The sequence below is a fragment of the Mucilaginibacter inviolabilis genome, from assembly GCF_011089895.1.
In the GTDB taxonomy this organism is placed as follows: domain Bacteria; phylum Bacteroidota; class Bacteroidia; order Sphingobacteriales; family Sphingobacteriaceae; genus Mucilaginibacter; species Mucilaginibacter inviolabilis.
On record NZ_JAANAT010000007.1, the window covers coordinates 54,703 to 77,290 of the forward strand.

18 protein-coding genes and 1 rRNA gene are annotated in these 22,588 nt (G+C 41.8%); 12 read left to right on the forward strand and 7 right to left on the reverse strand.

All coding sequences use genetic code 11. The features are described from left to right. The first annotated feature begins 281 nt into the window (after positions 1–281). Positions 282–3,746: a methylmalonyl-CoA mutase family protein gene (locus tag G7092_RS30305; RefSeq protein ID WP_166096220.1), complete on the forward strand. Its 3,465-nt coding sequence runs from the start codon at positions 282–284 to the stop codon at positions 3,744–3,746. Positions 3,747–3,784: 38 nt separating this feature from the next. Here the strand turns inward: G7092_RS30305 and G7092_RS30310 are convergent, their stop codons facing one another. Continuing rightward, a complete protein-coding gene (locus tag G7092_RS30310) occupies positions 3,785–3,985 on the reverse strand; it encodes a hypothetical protein (protein ID WP_166096223.1) in 201 nt (66 codons plus the stop codon). A gap of 150 nt (positions 3,986–4,135) precedes the next feature. Here G7092_RS30310 and G7092_RS30315 point away from each other — a divergent pair, with 150 nt between their 5' ends. Next, positions 4,136–4,711, forward strand: coding sequence for a pentapeptide repeat-containing protein (locus tag G7092_RS30315; RefSeq protein WP_166096225.1), 576 nt, complete (start codon positions 4,136–4,138; stop codon positions 4,709–4,711). A 2-nt stretch (positions 4,712–4,713) separates the two neighbouring features. Here the strand turns inward: G7092_RS30315 and G7092_RS30320 are convergent, their stop codons facing one another. After that, positions 4,714–5,490 carry a hypothetical protein gene (locus tag G7092_RS30320; RefSeq protein WP_166096227.1) on the reverse strand — a complete coding sequence of 259 codons (777 nt, stop codon included), beginning with the start codon at positions 5,488–5,490 and terminating at the stop codon, positions 4,714–4,716. Positions 5,491–5,771: 281 nt separating this feature from the next. On the opposite strand from G7092_RS30320, the gene G7092_RS30325 reads away from it, so the two are divergent. After that, entirely contained in the window at positions 5,772–6,482 is a 711-nt protein-coding gene (locus tag G7092_RS30325) for a M23 family metallopeptidase (protein WP_166096229.1), read from the forward strand. After that, positions 6,479–7,237 (forward strand): DUF4846 domain-containing protein, encoded by a 759-nt coding sequence (locus G7092_RS30330; protein ID WP_166096232.1) that lies wholly within the window; start codon positions 6,479–6,481, stop codon positions 7,235–7,237. Before G7092_RS30325 ends, G7092_RS30330 begins: the two co-directional genes overlap by 4 nt. Positions 7,238–7,724: 487 nt before the next feature. Here G7092_RS30330 and G7092_RS30335 read toward each other — a convergent pair whose 3' ends face one another. Together G7092_RS30335 and G7092_RS30340 are read right to left on the reverse strand one after the other, a co-directional pair. Continuing rightward, entirely contained in the window at positions 7,725–8,744 is a 1,020-nt protein-coding gene (locus G7092_RS30335) for an aldo/keto reductase (protein ID WP_166096234.1), read from the reverse strand. Positions 8,745–9,019: 275 nt separating this feature from the next. Continuing rightward, positions 9,020–9,316, reverse strand: coding sequence for a GIY-YIG nuclease family protein (locus G7092_RS30340; RefSeq protein WP_166096236.1), 297 nt, complete (start codon positions 9,314–9,316; stop codon positions 9,020–9,022). 90 nt (positions 9,317–9,406) lie between these two features. Here G7092_RS30340 and G7092_RS30345 point away from each other — a divergent pair, with 90 nt between their 5' ends. Next, positions 9,407–9,733 carry a hypothetical protein gene (locus G7092_RS30345; RefSeq protein WP_166096240.1) on the forward strand — a complete coding sequence of 109 codons (327 nt, stop codon included), beginning with the start codon at positions 9,407–9,409 and terminating at the stop codon, positions 9,731–9,733. Positions 9,734–9,856: 123 nt separating this feature from the next. Further along, positions 9,857–11,467 (forward strand): mechanosensitive ion channel family protein, encoded by a 1,611-nt coding sequence (locus G7092_RS30350; RefSeq protein ID WP_166096242.1) that lies wholly within the window; start codon positions 9,857–9,859, stop codon positions 11,465–11,467. A gap of 229 nt (positions 11,468–11,696) precedes the next feature. Here G7092_RS30350 and G7092_RS30355 read toward each other — a convergent pair whose 3' ends face one another. Beyond that, positions 11,697–12,677: an acyl-ACP desaturase gene (locus G7092_RS30355; protein WP_166096244.1), complete on the reverse strand. Its 981-nt coding sequence runs from the start codon at positions 12,675–12,677 to the stop codon at positions 11,697–11,699. Positions 12,678–12,727: 50 nt separating this feature from the next. Here G7092_RS30355 and G7092_RS30360 point away from each other — a divergent pair, with 50 nt between their 5' ends. Beyond that, positions 12,728–12,925, forward strand: coding sequence for a hypothetical protein (locus G7092_RS30360; RefSeq protein WP_166096247.1), 198 nt, complete (start codon positions 12,728–12,730; stop codon positions 12,923–12,925). A gap of 236 nt (positions 12,926–13,161) precedes the next feature. Here G7092_RS30360 and G7092_RS30365 read toward each other — a convergent pair whose 3' ends face one another. Then, the gene (locus G7092_RS30365; RefSeq protein ID WP_166096249.1) at positions 13,162–14,235 is read right to left on the reverse strand and encodes a glycoside hydrolase family 5 protein; all 1,074 of its coding nucleotides are present in this window, start codon (positions 14,233–14,235) and stop codon (positions 13,162–13,164) included. Positions 14,236–14,364: 129 nt separating this feature from the next. Between G7092_RS30365 and G7092_RS30370 the strand changes: the two genes are divergently transcribed. The 5 genes from G7092_RS30370 (at position 14,365) to G7092_RS30390 (ending at position 22,143) form a co-directional block, all read left to right on the forward strand. Then, positions 14,365–15,711 carry a sensor histidine kinase gene (locus G7092_RS30370; protein ID WP_166096251.1) on the forward strand — a complete coding sequence of 449 codons (1,347 nt, stop codon included), beginning with the start codon at positions 14,365–14,367 and terminating at the stop codon, positions 15,709–15,711. 13 nt (positions 15,712–15,724) lie between these two features. Then, positions 15,725–17,809 carry a cellulose biosynthesis cyclic di-GMP-binding regulatory protein BcsB gene (locus G7092_RS30375; RefSeq protein WP_166096252.1) on the forward strand — a complete coding sequence of 695 codons (2,085 nt, stop codon included), beginning with the start codon at positions 15,725–15,727 and terminating at the stop codon, positions 17,807–17,809. 109 nt (positions 17,810–17,918) lie between these two features. Further along, entirely contained in the window at positions 17,919–19,763 is a 1,845-nt protein-coding gene (locus G7092_RS30380; protein WP_166096254.1) for a glycosyltransferase family 2 protein, read from the forward strand. A 10-nt stretch (positions 19,764–19,773) separates the two neighbouring features. Beyond that, positions 19,774–21,339: a hypothetical protein gene (locus tag G7092_RS30385; RefSeq protein ID WP_166096257.1), complete on the forward strand. Its 1,566-nt coding sequence runs from the start codon at positions 19,774–19,776 to the stop codon at positions 21,337–21,339. Between the two features lie 81 nt (positions 21,340–21,420). Then, positions 21,421–22,143: a GNAT family N-acetyltransferase gene (locus G7092_RS30390; protein WP_166096259.1), complete on the forward strand. Its 723-nt coding sequence runs from the start codon at positions 21,421–21,423 to the stop codon at positions 22,141–22,143. Between the two features lie 335 nt (positions 22,144–22,478). On the opposite strand, the gene rrf is transcribed toward G7092_RS30390, so the two are convergent. Further along, positions 22,479–22,587 (reverse strand): 5S ribosomal RNA (gene rrf / locus G7092_RS30395). Between the last annotated feature and the right edge of the window lies 1 nt (position 22,588).

Consider the following 22,588-nt stretch of genomic DNA (forward strand, 5'->3'; position numbering starts at 1 on the left):
AGGCAGTGAACAAACAGACATTTAAGCTTTTATCGCTATCCTCCAGAACATCTAAAAATTATGCAAGGCGGTAAGTTTGATGCCAATTGAAAAAAACATCTAAACGACAGGAAACGCATTATAAATAAAGCTGACTCATAGCTATTTCAAAACACGCTCCCACCCCGCCTGCTCCGGCACCAGTCCTCAAATCCTCCAGTCCTTACCATCATTTTATTATGCATGCATAATATTCACTCCAAAACAATTACTAAATTTGTGTTGACCAATTATCTATTTTCATGGAAAGCACTGCTCCTTATCAATCCCGGTATAAGATCCGTTTTGTAACGGCGGCTTCGTTGTTTGACGGGCATGATGCCACTATCAACATCATGCGTCGCATACTGCAAAGCAGTGGTGCCGAGGTAATACACCTGGGCCATAACCGCTCGGTTGATGAGGTGGTGAACTGCGCCATACAGGAAGATGTACAGGGTATTGCGCTCACCAGTTACCAGGGCGGACACCTGGAATATTTTAAATACATGCATGATCTGCTGGCCGAACGCGGAGCGGGTCATATCAAAATATTTGGTGGTGGTGGCGGTGTATTCCTGCCGCAGGAGATCGAAGAACTGCAAGCTTACGGCATTAGTCGTATCTACTCGCCCGATGACGGTCGTACCATGGGATTGCAGGGCATGATCAATGATATGTTGCAAAAATGTGATTTCCCAACGGTTACCCACCTTAATGGCGAGGTGAACCATCTGCCTGAAAAAGACCCGGGTGCTATTGCCCGACTGATCAGTATGGCGGAGAACAGCCTCACCCCGGCCCTCTCCAAAGGAGAGGGGGCACAAGGCAAAGTCCTCTCCTTTGGAGAGGATTTAGGTGAGGCTGTCGTACTCGGTATCACGGGTACTGGTGGTTCGGGCAAGTCGTCATTAGTAGATGAGATTGTGCGCCGTTTTTTAATGGCTACGGATAAAACATTGGCTATTATTTCGGTCGATCCCTCCAAACGCAAAACAGGTGGGGCGCTTCTGGGCGACAGGATCCGCATGAATGCCATCAATAACCCAAGAGTCTATATGCGGTCATTGGCTACGCGGCAGGCTAACCTGGCCCTATCCAAACATGTGCAGGAAAGTATCGATATCTGCAAGGCTGCCGGGTACGACCTGATCATTGTAGAAACTTCCGGCATTGGTCAGTCAGACACTATGATCACCGATTATTGCGATGTTTCGCTCTATGTGATGACGCCCGAGTTTGGTGCCGCTACCCAACTGGAAAAGATTGACATGCTGGACTTTGCCGACCTGGTTGCCCTTAACAAATATGATAAACGTGGTGCACTGGATGCTATCCGCGATGTGCGCAAACAGTATAAACGCAACCATCACCTCTTCGACGCTAAGGATGATGAGCTACCTGTATATGGTACTATGGCCTCGCAGTTTAATGATCCGGGGATGAACACCCTGTTCACTGCTATCATGAAAAACATCAGGACTAAAACGGGGGTTGATCTGTTAGAGGGAAAAGGTGAAGGACTAAAAGATAAAGAAGAAGAATCTGAAAAAATCTATATCATTCCACCTGATCGTAACCGCTACCTGGCAGAAATTGCCGAAAGCAGTAAAGCTTATGATGATTGGGTAGATGAACAGTGTAAAATTGCGCAACAGTTATTCCAGGTAAAGGGGGTGATGGAGCTGGGACGGACATTGGAGCAAGGAACAAGGAGTAAGAACAAAAATCAGCAAAGCAAAGTCCCCTCTTTTGGCGAGGGTTTGGAAGAGGTGTATGCTCATCTCGAAGGGCAGCTTCATCCCGAATGTAAACACCTGCTTAAGGAATGGCCCGAAACGATTAAAAAGTATAAGGCCGAAAACTTTATCTACAAAGTGCGCGACAAAGAGATTAAACAACCCTTGTACTACACTTCCTTATCGCAATTACAGATACCCAAGATCGCTTTGCCCCGGTATGAGGCCTGGGGCGATGTATTGCGGTGGTTACTCACAGAGAATGTGCCTGGCGAGTTCCCTTATGCGGCAGGGGTATTTCCGTTAAAACGCGAGGGAGAAGACCCTACACGCATGTTTGCCGGCGAAGGTGGCCCCGAACGAACCAACAAACGCTTTCATTATGTATCGCTTGGTCAGCCGGCTCACCGATTATCTACCGCTTTTGATTCGGTTACACTATATGGGGAAGATCCACATACCCGGCCCGATATTTATGGTAAAATAGGCAATTCCGGCGTGAGTATTGCCACATTGGATGATGCTAAAAAATTATACTCTGGTTTCGACCTCTGTGCAGCATCTACCTCCGTATCCATGACCATCAACGGGCCTGCCCCTATGTTGCTCGGCTTTTTTATGAATGCCGCTATCGACCAGCAATGCGAAAAATATATCAAAGAACATGGTTTAGAGCACCTGGTAGAAGCTAAGTTTAAAGAGCTATATGATGATAAGGGATTGGAAAGACCAAGATATAACAGCCTCACCCCAACCCTCTCCAAAGGAGAGGCTCTTCTTCCCCCCGGCAATAACGGTCTCGGCTTGATGCTCCTGGGGCTTACCGGCGATCAAGTTCTTCCGACCGATGTTTATGAAAAAATAAAAGCCTACGCTATATCTACCGTTCGCGGTACAGTACAGGCTGATATTTTGAAAGAGGACCAGGCACAGAACACCTGTATTTTCTCTACCGAATTTGCCCTGCGGATGATGGGCGATATGCAGCAGTATTTTATCCGGGAGAAAGTGCGCAACTTTTACTCGGTATCCATATCCGGTTATCACATTGCCGAAGCCGGGGCCAATCCTATCACGCAGCTGGCTTTTACCCTATCCAACGGGTTTACCTATGTTGAATATTACCTGAGCCGGGGTATGCATATTGATGATTTCGCACCCAACCTGTCATTCTTCTTCAGTAACGGTATCGATCCGGAATATTCAGTGATTGGTCGTGTAGCCAGGCGCATCTGGGCCAAGGCCATCAAAAATAAATACAAAGGGAACGATCGATCGCAAAAGCTTAAATACCATATTCAAACCAGCGGCCGGTCGTTGCATGCCCAGGAGATCGATTTTAACGATATCCGCACTACCTTGCAGGCGCTTTATGCTATTTATGATAATTGCAATTCGCTGCATACCAATGCTTACGATGAGGCCGTAACCACCCCTACTGAAGAATCCGTTCGGCGGGCCATGGCCATACAATTGATCATCAACCGGGAACTTGGTTTGGCCAAAAACGAAAACCCTATACAAGGCGCTTTTATTATTGAAGAGCTTACAGACCTGGTTGAACAGGCTGTATTGACCGAATTTAAGGCCATCAATGATCGTGGCGGTGTATTGGGTGCTATGGAAACCATGTACCAGCGCGGCAAGATCCAGGAGGAATCATTATACTACGAAACCCTGAAACATAACGGTGAATATCCCATCATCGGTGTCAATACTTTTCTGAATAAAAAAGGCTCTCCTACCATAGTTCCATCAGAGGTGATCAGGGCTACCGAAGATGAGAAGCAATATCAGATACAAACCCTGCATGAATTTCAGCAGCGTAACCAGGAGCGTATCCCCGAACTGCTCAAAACCCTGCAGCACGCTGCCATTACCGGCGACAATATTTTTGAAAGCCTGATGGAAGCCTGCAAATATTGTTCACTCGGGCAAATCAGCCATGCACTGTATGAGGTTGGCGGGCAGTACAGAAGAAATATGTAGCCCGGCGTTACCCGGGCTATCCTAATTTAGCTATACGATTACGAAGCTTGCGGGCATACCACAGCCGGGCACAACATATGTGGAGGGAAGGTACAAGGGTAGGTTGGACAGCATCCATCGCATACGGGTAAAATGCCAATACCAGGTCCGCTACCCATAATTTTCCCCATCTGGCTTCTCGAAAGAGCTCCTGTTACGCCAAGTTCTAAAGCTTTTGCTTTTAGTTGTAAATTTTTCATAAGTAATAGTTTTTATTGGTTAATAATCAATGATATATATCAAATATAATTATTATATATAAATTAATATCTGATTCATAAAAAAGAAATTCCTTTTTAAAAACGAGTGCCGGGTAATAAAAAATAGTGCAAGAAATTTAAATTTGCCGCATGCAAGCCAACCACCAGGAAGATCAAACTTTTACTAAAATACCTGCCGACCAGTTAACCGGACGCGACCGTACTTATGAAAATTGCAGGTTTATCAGCTGCGATCTTTCCTATGCCAACCTGTACAGCATGGTCTTTATCGACTCTACATTTCAGGATTGTAACCTGTCTTTAGCCGACGTAAGTAATACAGGGTTTCAAAATATCGCCTTTAAGCATTGCAAGCTAAGCGGTGTAAATTTTAGCAAGGCCCGCGACTTTTTGTTCGAAATTCATTTTGAGCATTGTATCCTGGATAATGCTGTTTTTTACCAAAAGAAAAATAAAAAAGCCCGGTTTAGTGAATGCTCTATGGTAGAGACAGATCTTACCGAATGCGATCTTACCGATGCTAAATTTGTTAATTGTAACCTCAACAGGGCATTTTTTAGTCGTACCATATTAAAAGGGACCGACCTGCGTAGTTCCTATAATTTCATGATCGACCCGGATGATAATATGATCAAAAAAGCACAGTTCTCTTTGCATGGACTTCCGGGCCTGTTAGGTAAATACGACATCAAAATAGAAGCCTGAGATCAGGCGGGTAACTCTACTTTATCTTTTTTAGCATAATGCAGGTAAGTAAAGCCTGCTATTAAGCTGCCTAATATGGTGCATAACAAAGAGTAACCTATCGTTATTAAAATATTCATGGCATTGAAGTAGATTTTACTAAGATACATATCCCTGATACTGCCCAATCCCCATATATCAATAAAGCCTATTATCCTTCCAACTATATCTGCACTTATATAAACGCAGATCAGAAAGATGGCTGTATTTTTCAGCACATCGGTGGTTATCAATAACTGGCTGGTTCTTTTCAGGTATTGATATGCAGCAATAGAACTGATCAACAGTACAATTATTATATTGACTAAAGGTATCACTAATACCAGGTGCATTTTTTGCAGCGTTTCATAAAATCGTCCATATATTAAATTGGTGATTTGGGAATTAAGTTGATAAAACGCGATCAGGATAATACTCGTTTTGGCTACATACCATATTTTAAGACTATTGCCCGAACTAATATTCGACCGGTACTGACACAATAAAAAGAAGGTTAACAATGTAGGGAAAATCAACAAATTCGGATAGGATTCCTTTCTGAGAATCCCCGTACCTACCATAATCATATCAAAAACAAACCACAGGGAATTAAATATCCAGGCAGTGATCTCAAGGCCGCGGCTTCTTCTTTGCCTGGCTAGGATCACAATAGAAAATATCAGCCCCAATAACAGGATTAGTAAAAGGATGCCCCCTATAATAAAAATGATGATGACGGCCTCTAAGGAAAGTGAATACATGTTAAGGTTTTTGTTTAAACTATTATAATAAATTAAAACACGATATTGTTTGCTGGTAATAAAAATACATTTGTAAAAGTAATCGCTTTGCGAATAATTCCTGGAGCCTTTACAATTTCTATAAATTTAATTGGTTATAACTTTATGAAACCATCATGAGCTAAAGCTCACTAACCGGAATGTATCATACGGCTCATGATAGCTTCATTGCCTTAAAAAACAAATTGCGAAGCACTCATGAGTACTATTGAAAAACAACTTATTAACGAATAATTACATTAATGAAAAAGATTATCCTGTTGCTTAGTATTTTATGTATAACTGTTGTTTCAAACGCGCAGGATATCAAAACCATTTGTAATACTATTAATAATTTAAATACGGCTATTTTAAATGGTTCTATAAAAAGGCGGGATGCCGCCAACCAGTTTAAAACTTTAATAAAGCAACTTAAAAAAGCTGCTGATAAATCACAATCCTCTGGTTGGGTATTCCCGCTTAAAGGCTATAAAAGCAATGCCATAGGCGGTACCAACGGCAATGGGTACTCCGATAAGGGCTACAATTTTCTGGATGGTAACAAACACACAGCTCATCCTGCTCATGACATTTTTATTAACGACCATAACCAGGATTGCCTGGACGATCGCACTCATCAACCCGTTGATGTATTAGTGGTTGATAACGGTATTGTAATAGCCTGCACTAATGAATGGGACCCGGTAAGCAGCCTTCGCGGCGGCAAATTCATCTGGGTATATCATCCGGCACAAAATATCTTTACGTATTATGCGCATAACCAGGCCATTTTTGTAAAACCTGGCGATGAGGTAAAACAAGGCCAAAAGATTGCCGAGGTTGGTCGTACGGGTTACAATGCCTACAAAAAACGCTCACCTACACATTTGCACTTTTCGGCGTTTAGGTTAGTGGATGATATGCCTGTACCTTATAACTCTTACTTACAGCTCAAAAAAGCCAAAAACATATGAAAGCCATCCTCCTGCTGCTAACCTTATTTTTTAGTGTAACCAAAACCGATAACGTTGTAAACCGGTTTAAAGTCCCGGCAGGATTTCAACAGGTAAAGGTATCATCCGCCAGTTTTGGAGCCTGGTTGCAGGCACTCCCACTTAAACCTATAGGTACACCTGCCCGCACTTACAAAGGCAATATTGCCCGCACCAATCTGTATACCGCGGCCATTGTGGATATGAGCATAGGCACACAGGATTTACAACAGTGTGCCGACGCCGTAATACGCCTGCGTGGCGAATACCTGTACCTGCAAAAGAACTATAAGTCCATCACTTTCAATTTTACCAGCGGTTTCAAATGCGATTTTGTGCACTATGCCGATGGCTACCGCTACAGTAACGGGCATTGGGTGCTAAAAGCCCAAAAAGACTGCAGCTACCCTAACTTCCTCCGCTACATGAACCTGGTTTTCAGCTATGCGGGTACTTTGTCATTACAAAAAGAACTGAAGAAAGTAAGCGATCCCAATGAACTTAAAACCGGCGATGTGTTTATCAGGGGAGGCTCGCCGGGGCATTGTTTTATGGTGCTGAATGTGGCAGAAGATACCCGTCACTATAAAAAATTCCTGCTGGCACAAAGCTTTATGCCGGCCCAGAATATCCAGGTGCTTCAGGATAATGGGGACCCCTGGTTTAGCCTTGATAAAAAAAGCAGCATCCCTTACGGCGAGCTCATCAGCCAGGAATATTTGAAACGGTTTGACTAATATCCTACCTCGAAAAACTTTTTAAACCTTAAATTTTAACAAATTTCGCATCGAAAACAGGCTAAAAACACTTCAAAAACGATCTAAAAACACGCATTTTAACACTTTTTAACAAATTACAGCGCGGTTTTAACGTGTTTTAAAAACTTTAAAAAGTATCAATTAATTGGCTTTCAAATAACTATATACGAAATTGTCGATTTTTGGTCTTATTTCGTCTTAAATCAAACAGCCCGGATGTCTGTTAAATGACACCCGGGCTGTTGATTGATATAAATATACGAAAATTTGGGCGCATATCAAAGCCTCTAAATCATTTGTCATCCTGAGCGGAGCGAAGGATCTATTCTGCCATTGAAAAGTTCAACAATAGATGCTTCGTTCCTCAGCATGACAATTGGGATATTTACCTCACCCTCTTTCCGCCGCAGGCGAAGAGAGGGTCGTCCAGCGTAGCGTAGACGGGGTGAGTCTTCAACAATCGTTTCTACCTCTTTTCCACCCTATCATAAAATCCACCAAAGGAATTCACCCTTACGGCCTCTTCCTTAAAAAAGTCGCCGGGGAAACCGAGTTCGATGGCGCTGGCATCGCTTAGTCTTTTGAGCTGATCATCGTTCAGGGCAACCTCTACCGTTTTCAGGTTATCCAGCAGCTGATCAACCTTGGTGGCACCTACTATCGGGATGCATGAAAAACCTTGCTGACGGGTCCAGTTGAGCGCCACATGGCTTTCTGATACGCCCAGCTCGGCAGCTATGTCCATCACCACTTTGGTAATACCTTCGGCCCGACTGTTTAAGCGATTGCTTTCGGGTTTGATGCGGCCTTTGTCGCCCTTCAGATATTTGCCCGTTAAAGCCCCGCCAGCTAAAGGAGCCCATGGGGTTACCGTCATGCCGAAGTGTTTGGCCATTGGTATCAGTTCGCGCTCAGCGGTGCGGGCCAGCAGACTGTACTCTACCTGTAAGGCAATAAACTGGCTCCAGCCCATCAGTTCGGCCAGGGTATTGCCTTTGGCTACCACCCAGGCAGGTGTATCGCTAATGGCGGCGTAGTTTATTTTGCCCTGTTTAATCAGGTCGTCCATGCCGCGCAGTACCTCGTCTATGGGCGTAATATCGTCCCAGATATGCAGGTAAAACACATCTATAAAATCAGTTTTTAAACGCTTCAAGCTTTCCTCCACGCTGCGCATCATGTTTTTGCGACTATTGCCCGATGCGTTGGGATTAGCCATATTATCCTTCAGAGTATATTTAGTAGCCAGTACAAAGTAATCACGATCATGATTGCTCATGTATTCACCGATAATTTTTTCGCTGGTACCCAATTTATAGATATTGGCCGTATCCAAAAAGTTGCCGCCTGCATTGGCATAAGCATCCATAATGGCAAAACTGGTATCCTTATCGGCTCCCCATCCGGCTTCGGTGCCAAAGCCCATGGTGCCTAAACATAATTCTGAAACTTTAAGGCCCGAACGGCCCAGTAATTTGTAATTCATGGTGTTTTGATTATATCTTTTAATTACATCATGTCATTGCGAGGAGGTACAACGAAGCAATCCCGTAGCTATTCTCACCGATGAGAACGCGAGGAGATTGCCACGCTACGCTCGCAATGACATGATTTGTTAGTTTTTCTACCTTTCTTTATCACTCAGTACTTCTAATACATGTCATTGCGAGGAGGTACGACGAAGCAATCTCGTAGCTATTCTCACCAACGAGAACGCGAGGAGATTGCCACGCTACGCTCGCAATGACATAGTTTATTTTTTTAGTTATACCATTCACTGCTTAGATCATCCCATGCGGGATTATCAGCAACTATCAGATCAATTTTCTTTTTTCGTGAACCCGCTTTCAATTGCTTTTCACGTGCAATAGCATCATCTACCCATTGATATTCTTCGTAGTATACCAATTTGCTGCAATCGTACTTAGCCGTAAACCCTTTGTATATTTTTTGTTTGTGCTCCCATACCCGTTGTTCTAAATTGCCGGTAACATCTATATAAAATACGGTATTTACTTTATTGGCAACTATATAAACAAAATAACGATGTAGTTTCATGAGTCGGCTCCCGCGGTTTAAATATCGCTTTAATATTATAACAAACAATAAGCAACCCGGCTTGTACTTTAGGTATAAACATCCATCGCCATGAAGATCATCACCCTCCATAAACCCATCAAGATACAGGAGCTATATGACCTGCTGTTACAAAAGCTTAACCCGCTTTTTCATGAACGCAGGCAAAGCGATATTGATTTTACTGTTGAACAAAAAAATGGTTCTATCGAAATAAACGGCCCTGAGATATACGAAGGTTTCTTATTCAACCTCACCTTAAATGGTACGGAGCTGTGGATAACGCGGTCTGAGCATTATGTAGATGATGTAAACTCGCTCACCATTGAATCGATATTGAACGACCTGTTTAAAGATCTGGCTGGTGACAGCGGCACCGACCTGGTACAGGAAGGCTAAAAAGAACGGCTTCTCTCATTTCGACCACAGGGAGAAATGACATCGGTAAGAGAATCATTGAGGCAGATAAGGTTAAAAAGAATTGAAATATAATTTTTAGCTTTAACAGAAAATCTGCCTGTTATGCCTAAAAGTTATTACCTTTTTATTCTGTTTTTATTAGCTGCCTTTTGTGCCCGGGCACAAAAACCGGTTGAAGCCAAAGGTTACCCGGTTATCATCGGTCGCGATACGCTTTTTACTTTTTATACCGGTCAGGGTTTGTTTGAACCGGCCGAACGGGCCCAGGTAGTAACCAAACGCATTGAGGAGCTGGTTAACCGTATTGATTTTAATCCCGATTCGCTCACACTAAAAAACGATACATCAATTTCGGTGATCTCCTACAATTCGCAAATTATCCTGGCGGTTAATAATAAGGATGCCACCTTTACCGAGCTTAATCGCCCGCAGCTGGCAGCCAGTTACCTAGTTATCCTCAAAAAAAAACTGGGTAATTATTTTTCAGATAGCAGCACCAAACAGGTAGTTATTAATATTCTGGAAGCTGTAGCCGTTGTAATATTGCTCGTTATTTTAATATGGGCGCTCAATAAAGGTTCGCGCTGGGTAAAACTTAAAACGCTCAGAGCCTGGGAAAACCGCATGGATAAACTGGCTGCCAAAGGCGCCCCCGTTGCCTATGCCAAACGTTTGCTACCTGTTGTTACCGGCTTGCTGCGCATCGGGCGGTTTATTCTCATCATTTTGTTGGTTTACATGGCCTTGCCCGTATTGTTTTTTATTTTCCCATCATCAAAACCTATAGCGGTACAGTTACTTGGTTATATTGTTAATCCTTTTAAAAGTATAGTACTGGCCATTGTACACTACATTCCCAACCTGCTCACCATTGCTGTAATTTATATTGTTACCCGTTATATCGTAAAACTGGTAAAATTTATTGCCAACGAAATTGCCCTGGGAGCCATCACCATCAACGGTTTTTATCCGGAATGGGCCATGCCTACCTATAATATTATTAGAGTACTGCTGTTTGCATTTATGTTTGTGGTGATATTTCCGTATTTGCCGGGCTCTGATTCCAAAGTTTTCCAGGGGGTAACGGTATTTCTGGGGATCCTGTTTTCGCTGGGTTCATCGTCGGCCATATCCAATATGGTATCGGGCATTGTACTTACCTATATGCGCCCCTACAAAATTGGCGACCGTATAAAAGTAGGCGACGTAACAGGCGATGTGGTAGAGAAAAACCTGCTGGTAACCCGCTTACGCACCATAAAAAATGAGGATATCACCATCCCCAACGCTACCATATTGAGCGGGCATACCACCAACTACAGTACTGTAGCCAAAACCATGGGGTTGATACTCAATACTACCATAACCATTGGTTACGATGTGCCCTGGCAAACGGTGCATAACCTGCTCATCAGCGCGGCCGAAGCTACTGATGGCGTGCTTACCGAGCATAAACCCTTTGTATTGCAAACCGGGCTGAATGATTTTAATGTGGCCTACCAGTTGAACGCCTACACGGCTTCATCCAACCAAATGGCGGCTATTTACTCCAGACTGCACCAAAACATACAGGATAAGTTTAACGAAGCCGGAGTAGAGATCATGTCGCCGAATTACTTCGCGCTGCGCGATGGTAACCACATCCAGATTCCGGATGGGTATGTGCCTGAGGGGTATAGTAAGCCTGGGTTTAAGGTAGATGGAGAGAAGTAACGACAAGCGTCAGACTTACGAAGTTTTCAAAAACTTCGTAAGTCTTTAAAAATCGGACATAAAAAACCATGTCATTGCGAGGCACGAAGCAATCTCCTCGCGTTCTCATCGATAAGAATAGCTACGAGATTGCTTCGTGCCTCGCAATGACATGGGGAAGAAAATTATCTAGCAAACAAAAAAGGCACCCAATCGGGTGCCTTTTTTAATATTTTCTGATAAGGAAAATTTATCCGTGTATCCAGCTGAATTTGTATTCGAGCATGGGGTTTTTCATGCGTTCGGCAACGCGCAGCAGGCGCGATGGCAGGTTCATGATATAGTCGCGGGCTTTTTCGCCGGCTTCGTTCAGGTCGGTTGCGCTTTCAATATGCCAGTCTTCTATCAGCTCTTTCAGTATATCTACATAATCAATAGCGGTATATATACCCAGGCGTTGGGCGGCATCCGTGAAGTGACCAAAAGTTTGGCCTATTTTTAAACCCACCTCACGTAAAAAGTGAGCCGGCATTACAATCTTTTTACGCATCATATCCTCAAAAGCAATCATCGCTTCGCTCGGATCAACCTCAAATATTTTCTCAATAAAGTATTTATAAGCTTTAGCATGACGGGCCTCATCACCGGCAATAACGCCACACATTTTCGACAGCAGCGTATCGCCATCTTTTTTAGCCTGCGAAGCTACACGCCTGTGCGATACATTAGTAGCCAGTTCCTGGAATGAGGTATATATAAAGTTACGATATGGGTCGGTTCCGGTACCGATATCAAAACCATCGGCAATCAGGTACTGGGTTGATACCTCCATCATACGCATATTAACACGGCCAGACAGGTAAAGGTATTTATTAAGCAGGTCTCCGTGACGGTTTTCTTCGGCCGTCCAGTGGCGGGTCCATTTCATCCAGCCGCCTTCTTCGTCTTTTGAAACACCTTCAACCATGGTAAGCCATGACTCGTAAGTAGGCAAGGCTTCTTCAGTAATAGTATCACCAATTAAAACGGCTATCAGGTCGTAACTTAAACCCTGGGCGCTTTCCTGCAATTCTTTTATTTCACTGAAAAATGAATCTCTTGTAGAGTCGGGTAAAAAATCAGATGGTTGCCAAATGGTATCAACAGGTTTTAAATATTCAAACATCTTTTCGAGCATATATTTTTCAATATGCACCATAACCTCCCGACGTTTTTCTTCAAAAAATTTCATAACAGTATATTACCTGGCAAAGGTAATCAATAAATGAATAATTATGTTAAATGATTTTTGGGAACAAGGATTTGGAGAACAAGGAGCAAGGACTTTTTTCAATTAATGATTTAGTGATTTATTTTCCTCTGTCAACAGATAAGCTTCGGGCGAAAGCAGGCAGAACGATGGTGGATGGTGCTGTTGCGGGGCATAGCAAGTTTTTGCTGAAGCACAGGGGAGTGAGCGAACGAAGTTGGGCAAAATAATTGCAGCCCTGGTTCTGGCTGATTGGCAGGGCAAAGGCCACGTGCGCAAAGAAGCATTTCTGGTGACTTGATTTTTGGTTACTTTTCATCAAGGAAAAGTAACTAGGCCCTCCCGCGGCCATGAGCGGGTATACGCCATGTCTAATCGATGAATAGATCCTTCGCTACGCTCAGGATGACAAACTACTGAAAGAGATTGCTTCATACCTTACAGTAATGACACGTGGTGATAATTTTTACCTTGCAACCCCAATAGCCTCCTGCATACAAACCGGCAAAGTATTTAAAGCAGGTTTACCGGTAAACAAAGAGAACGCCCCATTATAATCCCAAAGCATGCCGGGAATGTTCAGGCGTTTGAGGGCAGCCCGCATGGCTTTAATGTAACGGCAGCGGCTGTCCAGATCGGCATATTTATTATAAACCCCATATTCGCCGCATAGTATGGGGACATCGTACTTAGCGCCCCAGGTTTTAGCAATTTGTAACTTATCGTTAATAGATTGCTCATTACCGTCTTTATTGTACTTATTATAATTGAGTTCTCCGTCGGTTCCCCTGGCTTTTGGGTTAAGGGCTGGAAAATTTTCCGCATTATAAGGAAATGATACCCCGGTTGTTGCTACCTGATCGCCCACCCAGGCTGCACCCTGGTGGGTAAAAAAGAAGGGTTCGTAAAAATGAAAGGTGTAAATGATGTTCTCGTCGGCCAGACGCACAAAACGGCTCAGTTCGTAAATGCTGTTGTAATTGGATGCACCAATGATCAGGGTATGTTTTTGATCAATTTTGCGGATAGCGGTTACCATATTATAAGCCGCATCTTTCCACACTTTGGGGTCAATCCGGGGCGGTTCGTTATATAATTCAAAAAAAACGTCATCGGCGTTGGTATGGGTATAACGTTTTACTATTTTTAACCAACGCTTAATAATTATAGGTGTTTCCACCAAATAGTTGGTATCATTTAACTTTCCGTAATGATAATCAATCACCAGTTTAAATCCGTAGTCATGACATTTTTTCACCACCTGGTCGATGCGGCCGAACACTTCTTCATCCGGAATATGCTGTTCTTCAAACCACCTGAAAGCAACGGGTAACCTAATGCTTTTAAAGCCGAGTTTTTTTAATAATTCCAGATCATTTTTTTTTAAACCTTCTTCCGCAAACGTTTGTTTAACCCATGTTTGTTCCAGCCATGAAATGCTGATACCATGGTCAAGACTTTGCGCCCGTTTAAAAGCCTGCAAACGAGATTGCTGGATTTTTGGACTACTTTTTGCAACAGCGCCAGCAGTTGTTACCATTAGTATTAACAAATAGTTTAAGATTTGCGTAAAAAGAACTGCTTTGAGTCTCACTTCTTAAACCTTAGCTGATAAAAAACCATAAAAAAAACAGGACTTGATTTTAATTATAATTTAAGATAACGAATAATGTTTGTTCAAATTGCAAAAGACGAATTAATAAAAGAGACCTCGAAAAAAGCATGGTTCCAAACCAATAATATTATTTGGCCCATTATTTTGCTTTATCCGGTTTTTAGTATTGTTGATTACGTGTATGCACCAGAAATTTGGATACAGTTTTTTATTGTACGGTTAATAACCAGCGCTCTGATATATGGCTTGCACGGGCTTTTTACGGCCAAAAGATATGATTACCGGCTGCTGCTGCATATCAGTTTTTTTTTACTTTCGGTAACATCAGCGCTTTTATGCAATATTGTAAAAATCCAGAACCTTAATATTTATTACCTGGTTTTTGCAACCATTGTTTTGTTCTTTAACCTGCAGGTATTTTGGGAGCCTATTAACTCCTTTATAGAAGTATTGGTAGCTTTATTATTACTGGCTATATTTTTTAATTTATTCAGTGATTATAACCTGGATATCGTGATCAGTAATGGCGGGCAATTCTTTTTTATAACTGCTATTATTTCCTGCATTATCCCGGGTACCCGTTACAAGGTGATGAAAAGGGATGTGCGTTCGCAGATACTGATTGAAAAATCAAACGAGCAGCTTAAACAACAAAACGCCGATATTAATGCCAAAAACAACCTGATCGATGCGCAATATGAGCAGTTACGTAAAATTGACGGACAAAAGAACAGCTTTATCAATATAGCTGGGCATGATTTGAAGAACCTCATTGGCTCGGTAGTGATGAGCAATAACATGATCAAGGAAGAAGATTATCGCCTGAGCACCGATCAAAAGGAGTATGTAGGCTACATAGCGGAGTCGGCCGAAAAGATGCAGTACCTGCTGAACAGGCTGATGGATGTGAAAGAGATAGAATCGCCGGAAATGCAGTTTAATCTGGAGATATTTGATGCCAATGTAGAAGTGGCACACGTTTTCAGGGGTTTATATGAAACTGCACAGATGAAAAACATTCATCTAACAGATAACATCCTGAAACTGCCTCTTAATGTGAGGCTCGACCGGGTATTTGCCGGTCAGGTATTTCAGAACCTACTATCAAACGCCATTAAGTTTTCGCAAACTAATAATGATATCAGGGTGGTAACCAGTCTGCAGCGCCAACGCTTTGTTTTTGAAATTATTGATGAAGGCATAGCCATTGGTCAAAAAGAGTTGGATATGATGTTTAATAAGCTAAAAACGCTTAATGATACATCGGGAGTTAATGAAAGCCGCCTTGGTTTAGGCCTTTCTATCGCCAAATTAATGACCCAGGAAATGGGCGGTGAACTTACCTATCGCAGTGACGATAACGGTAATTATTTTAGAGTTGAGTTTTACGTTATAAATTAATATTTACAACCAGATGAGTAAATTTTTAGCCCTTTTAGCTTTTGTATTTTTAATAAATACAACAACGCAAGCACAAAGTATAGTAACTTTTAAATCGCTTGGGCATGAAGACGATGTGCTATACGGAATGAGTGGCGCTAATTCATTTTATGTGAAGATAACCCCGCTTACCGAAATGAATGGCAGCAAGCTGGTATTGTATTTTGAGCCATCGCAGGCTTTGATCAAAGAGCGTTCGTTCATTAACGTGGTTATCAACAACAAACCCGCATATAGCGGCCGGTTAACCAGGGATTCTATACAGAAACTTACCCTGAACCTCACCCGTGCAGATCTGTCGCCTGATAAGTTCCTGAAGATCCAGGTAAAAACCCTGCTCACCATCAGCGATGACGAGTGTAAAGATCTGGATAACCCGGCTATGTGGTTAAAGATCAAAAATTATTCCTATCTGGCATTACTAAAAAGCAATAAAAGCTTTTTTGATAACGTAAACATCAGCAACTGTTTTGACTCTAAAAGAGCTATTGTTTATCCGGCAAATCCAACTCTGCATGATCTGAAGGCAGTAGCATGGGCTTATTCCAGGTTAAAAAAGACCCAAACCCGCAACATCCAGGTATTTGAAGAGGATAAACTACCTGATACCGTGCGCAACTACATACAGGTAGGTAACATAGCAAGCCTAACCGCAGCTAAACGCGAACTGGTAAAAGTAACCCCACAAAATGATCAGGGTTTATTTTACCTGCACAAATCTGTAGGCCTGGTTACTGATACCATTACCCGCATGGTTGCAGCCCCAAATGGCACCCTTACACCGGTTAAAACGGTGAGTCAGGAAAATGTATCCAAAGAAATACTATTTATTACCGGTGGCGACGACAACGGCTTTGAAAAAGCAATTACCGCTTTGGGTAACATGAATATCCTGAACTCAACCTACGGCGATTACCTGCTGATTGAGAAAGCGCAAAACACTTTCTTCAAAAGCATCGACGAAAACCGCTCTAAATTATCCCTGAAACAAATTGGTGGTGTAAGCGACTTTTTATCGGGCATTGGTTCATTGAAAAGTGCTTACTCCTTTAAAAACAGCGACTTTAGCTTTACACCCAAAGAGGTAGAGATCCACTTTGTGGCCAATTATAGTGGACTAAGTCCCGGCGACCGTGGTTTCTTTAATATTTACCTCAACGGCCTGCTTATCAGCAGTGAAAAGCTGGATGCATCCGGTAAGTTAAATACATCTATCACTATTAACCGTTACCAGCACCATAAATACAATACGCTGGAGGCTGAGTTCCGGTTTTTCCCAACTACAGGGCATTGTAAAGATAGTTTCATCAATTTTTTTGCAGAGGTTGACGTAGATAAGTCATACCTGGAATCAAAAAACCCGTTTATCACCAGCAACCTGAGCTTTTACCAATATCCAGAGGCCTTTAATACAGGTACTACACGTATATTAATAAGCAGGGATTACGCAAAATATGCCGCTGCTGCACTGGGCGAAATTATTTATGAGCTAAATAACAACATCAACGCTAATAACTTCCCTGAGTTTGTTTATTCGGATGGGATACAGCCAGATGAGCTTAAAAAATATAATATTATCGCGCTTCTTTCTAAGGATGATAAGTTGCTGAATGAATTCCCGGATGCGCCAATTACCTTCAGCCGTGATTTCCGATTGTACAATACGGATAATCACACGCCGGTTTACTCTTTATCAGATACGGTATCAAACGGCCTGGCCCAGATATTTTACGGACGCAGTAATAACGCCACACTGGTGCTTACAGCAACAGGTAAACATGTTTCTGAGGCATTTTTAGCGGTATCTAAATCCATTACCGAACAGCTCTCAACCCTGTCAAGCAACGTTTGCATATCAGATGTTAATTCCAACAAATACTTGTTCAACATCAATAAATCAAGCGAAAACCTGGAGTACATTGATACCAAAAGCGGTTTAACCCGTTTCTGGGATAACTATAATCTGTATATATTATTAGGTTTACTGATACTGATATTACTTTCGTTCCTGTACGTGCGTTCAAAAGTTCAAAAATCACAGGAGTTGTTTAACGATTAACTTTTTATAGTATCAAGTAGTTAGTATCAAGTCTTTTTTGTGTACCTAATACTAACTACTCGATGCAATTTACTGGATACTTGATACTAACTACTTGATACTAAAAACAATGAGTATTTCTATTCCTGAACTTTTGGTTAACGACAGGTTCATCACACCAGGCGATCAGGAAAAAATCAAGCATTTTTCGGAACGCTCGGGGATGTCATACGCCAAGATAGCCCTTAACTTTGGGTATATTTCACGTAAAAATTACGAGCGCTCTTTAAACAACGCGGGCTTTACTTTTGCACCGGTAAGAGAAGAAGCTTTTGATACCGAAATACTGAAAAAGATCGATCTGAAATTTGCTAACGATCATATTGCTTTACCACTCCGCATCGAAAATAATAAGGTAGTAACCTTAATGAGCGATCCGAGCAACCAACTGTTTATTGAGTTTATCAAGTTTACTTATGATCTGGAGCCCCACATCATTGTAGCCAGCGACCTGGACATCACCTGGTTAAGCCATAAACTACTTGGCGAAAAATATGTAAAGGCTTCGGTGTTTGAGCTTTTAAGGCGCGACCCTGAAAGTTCGGCATCCACTACCTTTACCAGTGCGCAACTCATTACTATTTTTATTATCATCAGCATTACAGCTATAGGCCTGGTGTTGAATTTTAAAAATACATCCATCATTATCAACGTAATTATCAGTACGGTTTTCCTGATCGCTATTGTTTTTAAACTGTTTCTGGCGCTTGTGGGTTCGCGTTTTGAGTTGCACCAGGCTGTAACCAAAACCGATGTACGGGACATTGTAGAAAGCAGTTTGCCGGTTTACACTATATTGCTGCCCGTTTATAAAGAAGATAAGCTGATCAAAAAATTGATCTGGAACTTACAGAGTTTGGATTATCCCCGTGAACAGTTGGATATTAAATTGTTGATTGAAGAGGATGATGACAGAACGCTTCAAGCGGTTCAAAATCTTGATTTTCCCGGAGTTTTTGAAGTAATTGTGGTACCATTTCACCTGCCTAAAACCAAGCCTAAAGCTTGCAACTATGGTTTGCATTTCTCAAAAGGTAAATACCTTACCATTTATGATGCCGAGGATATCCCCGATACGGATCAGCTCAAAAAGGTGGTAGCGCTTTTTGCCAAACTACCGCAAAATTACATCTGTGTACAAAGTGCGCTAAACTACTTTAACCGGAACGAGAACTTCCTGACCCGCATGTTTACACTGGAGTACTCCTATTGGTTTGATTATATGCTTCCTGGGCTGGATACATTGGATATCCCTATTCCGCTGGGGGGCACCAGCAATCATTTTAAAATGGATGCGCTGGTAGAATTAGGCGCCTGGGATCCGTTTAACGTAACCGAAGATGCCGATTTGGGTGTACGCGCTTATGCCAAAGGTTATAAAATATCCATCATTAACTCCACCACTTACGAGGAGGCTAACAACGAGCCTTTTAACTGGATACGTCAACGTTCGCGCTGGATTAAGGGCTATATGCAAACTTACCTGGTACACATGCGTAACCCGGCAGCTCTTGTCCGCAAAATTGGATGGCGGGGATTCTGGGGATTCAATTTTTTTATAGGCGCCACATCAGCTACCTTTTTGGCTTACCCCCTTTTACTGGCCATATTTATCAGCTACCTTATATTTGATTTTTCGACCATACGTTCGCTTTTCCCGGATTGGGTATTGTTTATGGCGATATTTAACCTGATGGTTGGTAACATCCTGATGATATATATCAACATGATGGCGGTATTTAAGCGCAGGTATTTTGAATTGATATTATTTGCCATTGCCAACCCGGTTTATTGGTTAATGCATTCGGCAGCCGCTTATATGGGTTTGTACCAGTTAATAGTAAAGCCCTTTTACTGGGAAAAAACCAATCACGGATTAAGTAAAGTTAATAACCCAACAAACGTTATTAAATAAGATTATTGTAATGAAAATTTCAAAAAATCAATATCTCTTTATTTTAACCCTGATACTTGGCGCCTACTACCTGGTGATTGGTATTTATTTAAATCATCTGGGTTATTATAATCAGGAAAGCATTTTTTACATCGAAAAAACCAAAATAGTTTTTGAGGGCCTGGGTAACCGTATTAAAGTAATGGGTCTTACATCACCCTTATTGCCCTTTTACAATACCTTTATTTTCAGCTGGATCGACTCCTACCTGGCGCCGGTAATAGCCTCGGCCATTGGTACAGCGGTTTTATTTTATATTATTGCCAGTGCATTAACTAAACGTATTGATGATGATTTCTATTTGTATGTTTTGTTGCTATTGTTTTTTATACACCCGGGCCTTCTGTACACGGCCTGTTCAGGAAAATCCATTTATATGGTGCTTACCTTCTTTTTCCTGTTCTTTTTTAACCTGCTCAAATTTTATCGCTCCAACACTACTTTCCACGTTTCGCTGGCCAGTATTTGTTTGGTGATACTTATTTTTTGCGATTATAAGTTTATCTGGCTTACCCTGTTCTTTGTTCCATTGGTATTGGTTATCACCGTTCAAAGTTTAAACCTGGGCGAAAAGGAATCTATTTTTCGCTTATTTTTAAGTTTCAATAGTCCATCACTGCGCCGCAAGCTCATCAATAAAACGTTTGCTATTTACATCATCCTGTTTATTTTACCGGTAGCCTCGGTGATCTGTTATAAACTGCTCAACCTTACCCATGCCAACGATCTGAACTATTTTATCGAGAGCCCCTATGCTACCTGGAATGTATTGGTTGATAAACTTAACTTTGATATTGCTACTACCAGCGCCAACTATCAATTGCCGGAGCTATCTATCATGGTATCGGTAAGGGTGATTTATTTTTGCCCGTTGATATTAGTGGCTATTTACCTGTTCAGGGAAAGTACCTATCAAGCTTTAACTATTTTAACGCCATTTGCCTTTATTGAGTTTTTACATATCAAATACGACAAGATATTTTTGACTTATGAGTATTACCTCATTTTCCTGATCATGTCGTTACTATGCCTGGTGTTTAAGGCGCAAACGGTAAAGCGGCAAATGCTATTTAAGGCAATACTGTTTATTGTTGTACTGATTCAGCTATATACCGGGTATATTTTCCTGAGTCAATCATTAATAACCGACGAAAAAAGATTTATAACCACGCTAACCACACTCAAACCTAATACCGATCAGGAGGAAAGCATGGAGTTGGCCGAGGTGATCAATAACCTCCCCAAAACATCGCGTGTGCTGATGGATGATGCTGTAGCCTATCCAGTAGCCGCATTTACACACGACATCCAAAAACTAACATTACCCTACCAGGACCTGTTTTTAAGTGCGATAGAAACGCCGTACCGCTATGATGATTATGTTCTGATAGCTACGCCTAAAAATCCTTTTACTGGCTATACGCAGCTAAGCAGCAGGTATATCCCGCTTATTAAAATAGTGAACAGCGGTGTAAACTATCAAAGGGTATACGAAACCGACAACTGGATCCTTTACCGTATTGTTTCGACGCAATAGGTATTATTCACGCGCCACTATACTGGGTATATTTATGTTTTTCTTATTTTTGAATAAGGCTTATTAACTTTTACCGGTTCTATGGAATTTGACATTGTAAAAGTACAAGGGGTAGATATCGAATCACATCGCCGGTTGTTTCTTGCAGAAACAAAATTTCAATTCATTTATAACAAATGCCATGATGCCGGCTGGGTAGACGTTTATCTTTTTAAATTTAATGAAATTTCCATTGGCTATGGTTCAGTATGGGGAAAAGACAAACGTGAGAACAGAGATACGATATGCGAGTTCTTTTTAGACCAGCCTTTCAGAAAATATGCCAGATATATATTTGACCAGTTTATAAAAATTTCATGTGCCGGTTTTGTAGAATGCCAGACCAATGATACCTTACTTGCAAGTATGGCATTGGAATCGGCTAAAAATATCAATGCCGAGGCCATTCTATTCGAAACAGCATTTGAAACAGCGTTTACAATACCTGGCGCACAATTTATAAAAAGTCTGAGCTCCGAAGATTGGAACGCTTACAGTATACAAAAAGATGGGGAGATAGTTGCCAGGGGGGGCTTTATCTGGAACTATAATTTCCCTTATATCGATATTTACTATGAGGTGAAGGAAAACTTCAGAAACATGGGATATGGGACACTCTTCATGCAGGAACTTAAAAGAGAAGCATACCGATTAAATAGAATCCCAGCCGCTCGATGCAACGTTAAAAACCAGGCATCTAAAGCACTTCTGTTAAAAGCTGGAATGCGGATTTGCGGCTACATTATTATTGGTGAGTTGATTTAAATTAATTATACGGGAATAATTTTCCTTAAAGGTGTCAATACCTTTGTTATTATAAGCTTCGAGTTGTTGTCGAATTACAGCTTCGATAGTAGATGGAGATACTTTTGCATTCATATTTTCAATACCTTTTAATGCAGACAATATCGTGAATAGCTTTGATGCGGAGTCCTCTGTTAAGAAGGAATTAAAGGAGATACTAATTAAGGCTACTTATAGATATAAACGATAAGGCAGTCTCAAGCATCTATGTGACAGATATCTACGAAAAGTAAAGGCACAAAAAAAGCCTCAGATAACTCTGAGGCTTTGTGTTTTACACCATTGAAGGTGATAAGATTTGGCACCGACCTACTCTCCCACGTTTTACCGCAGTACCATCGGCTCTGGCGGGCTTGACTTCTCTGTTCGGAATGGGAAGAGGTAGACACCGCCGATATAGGCACCT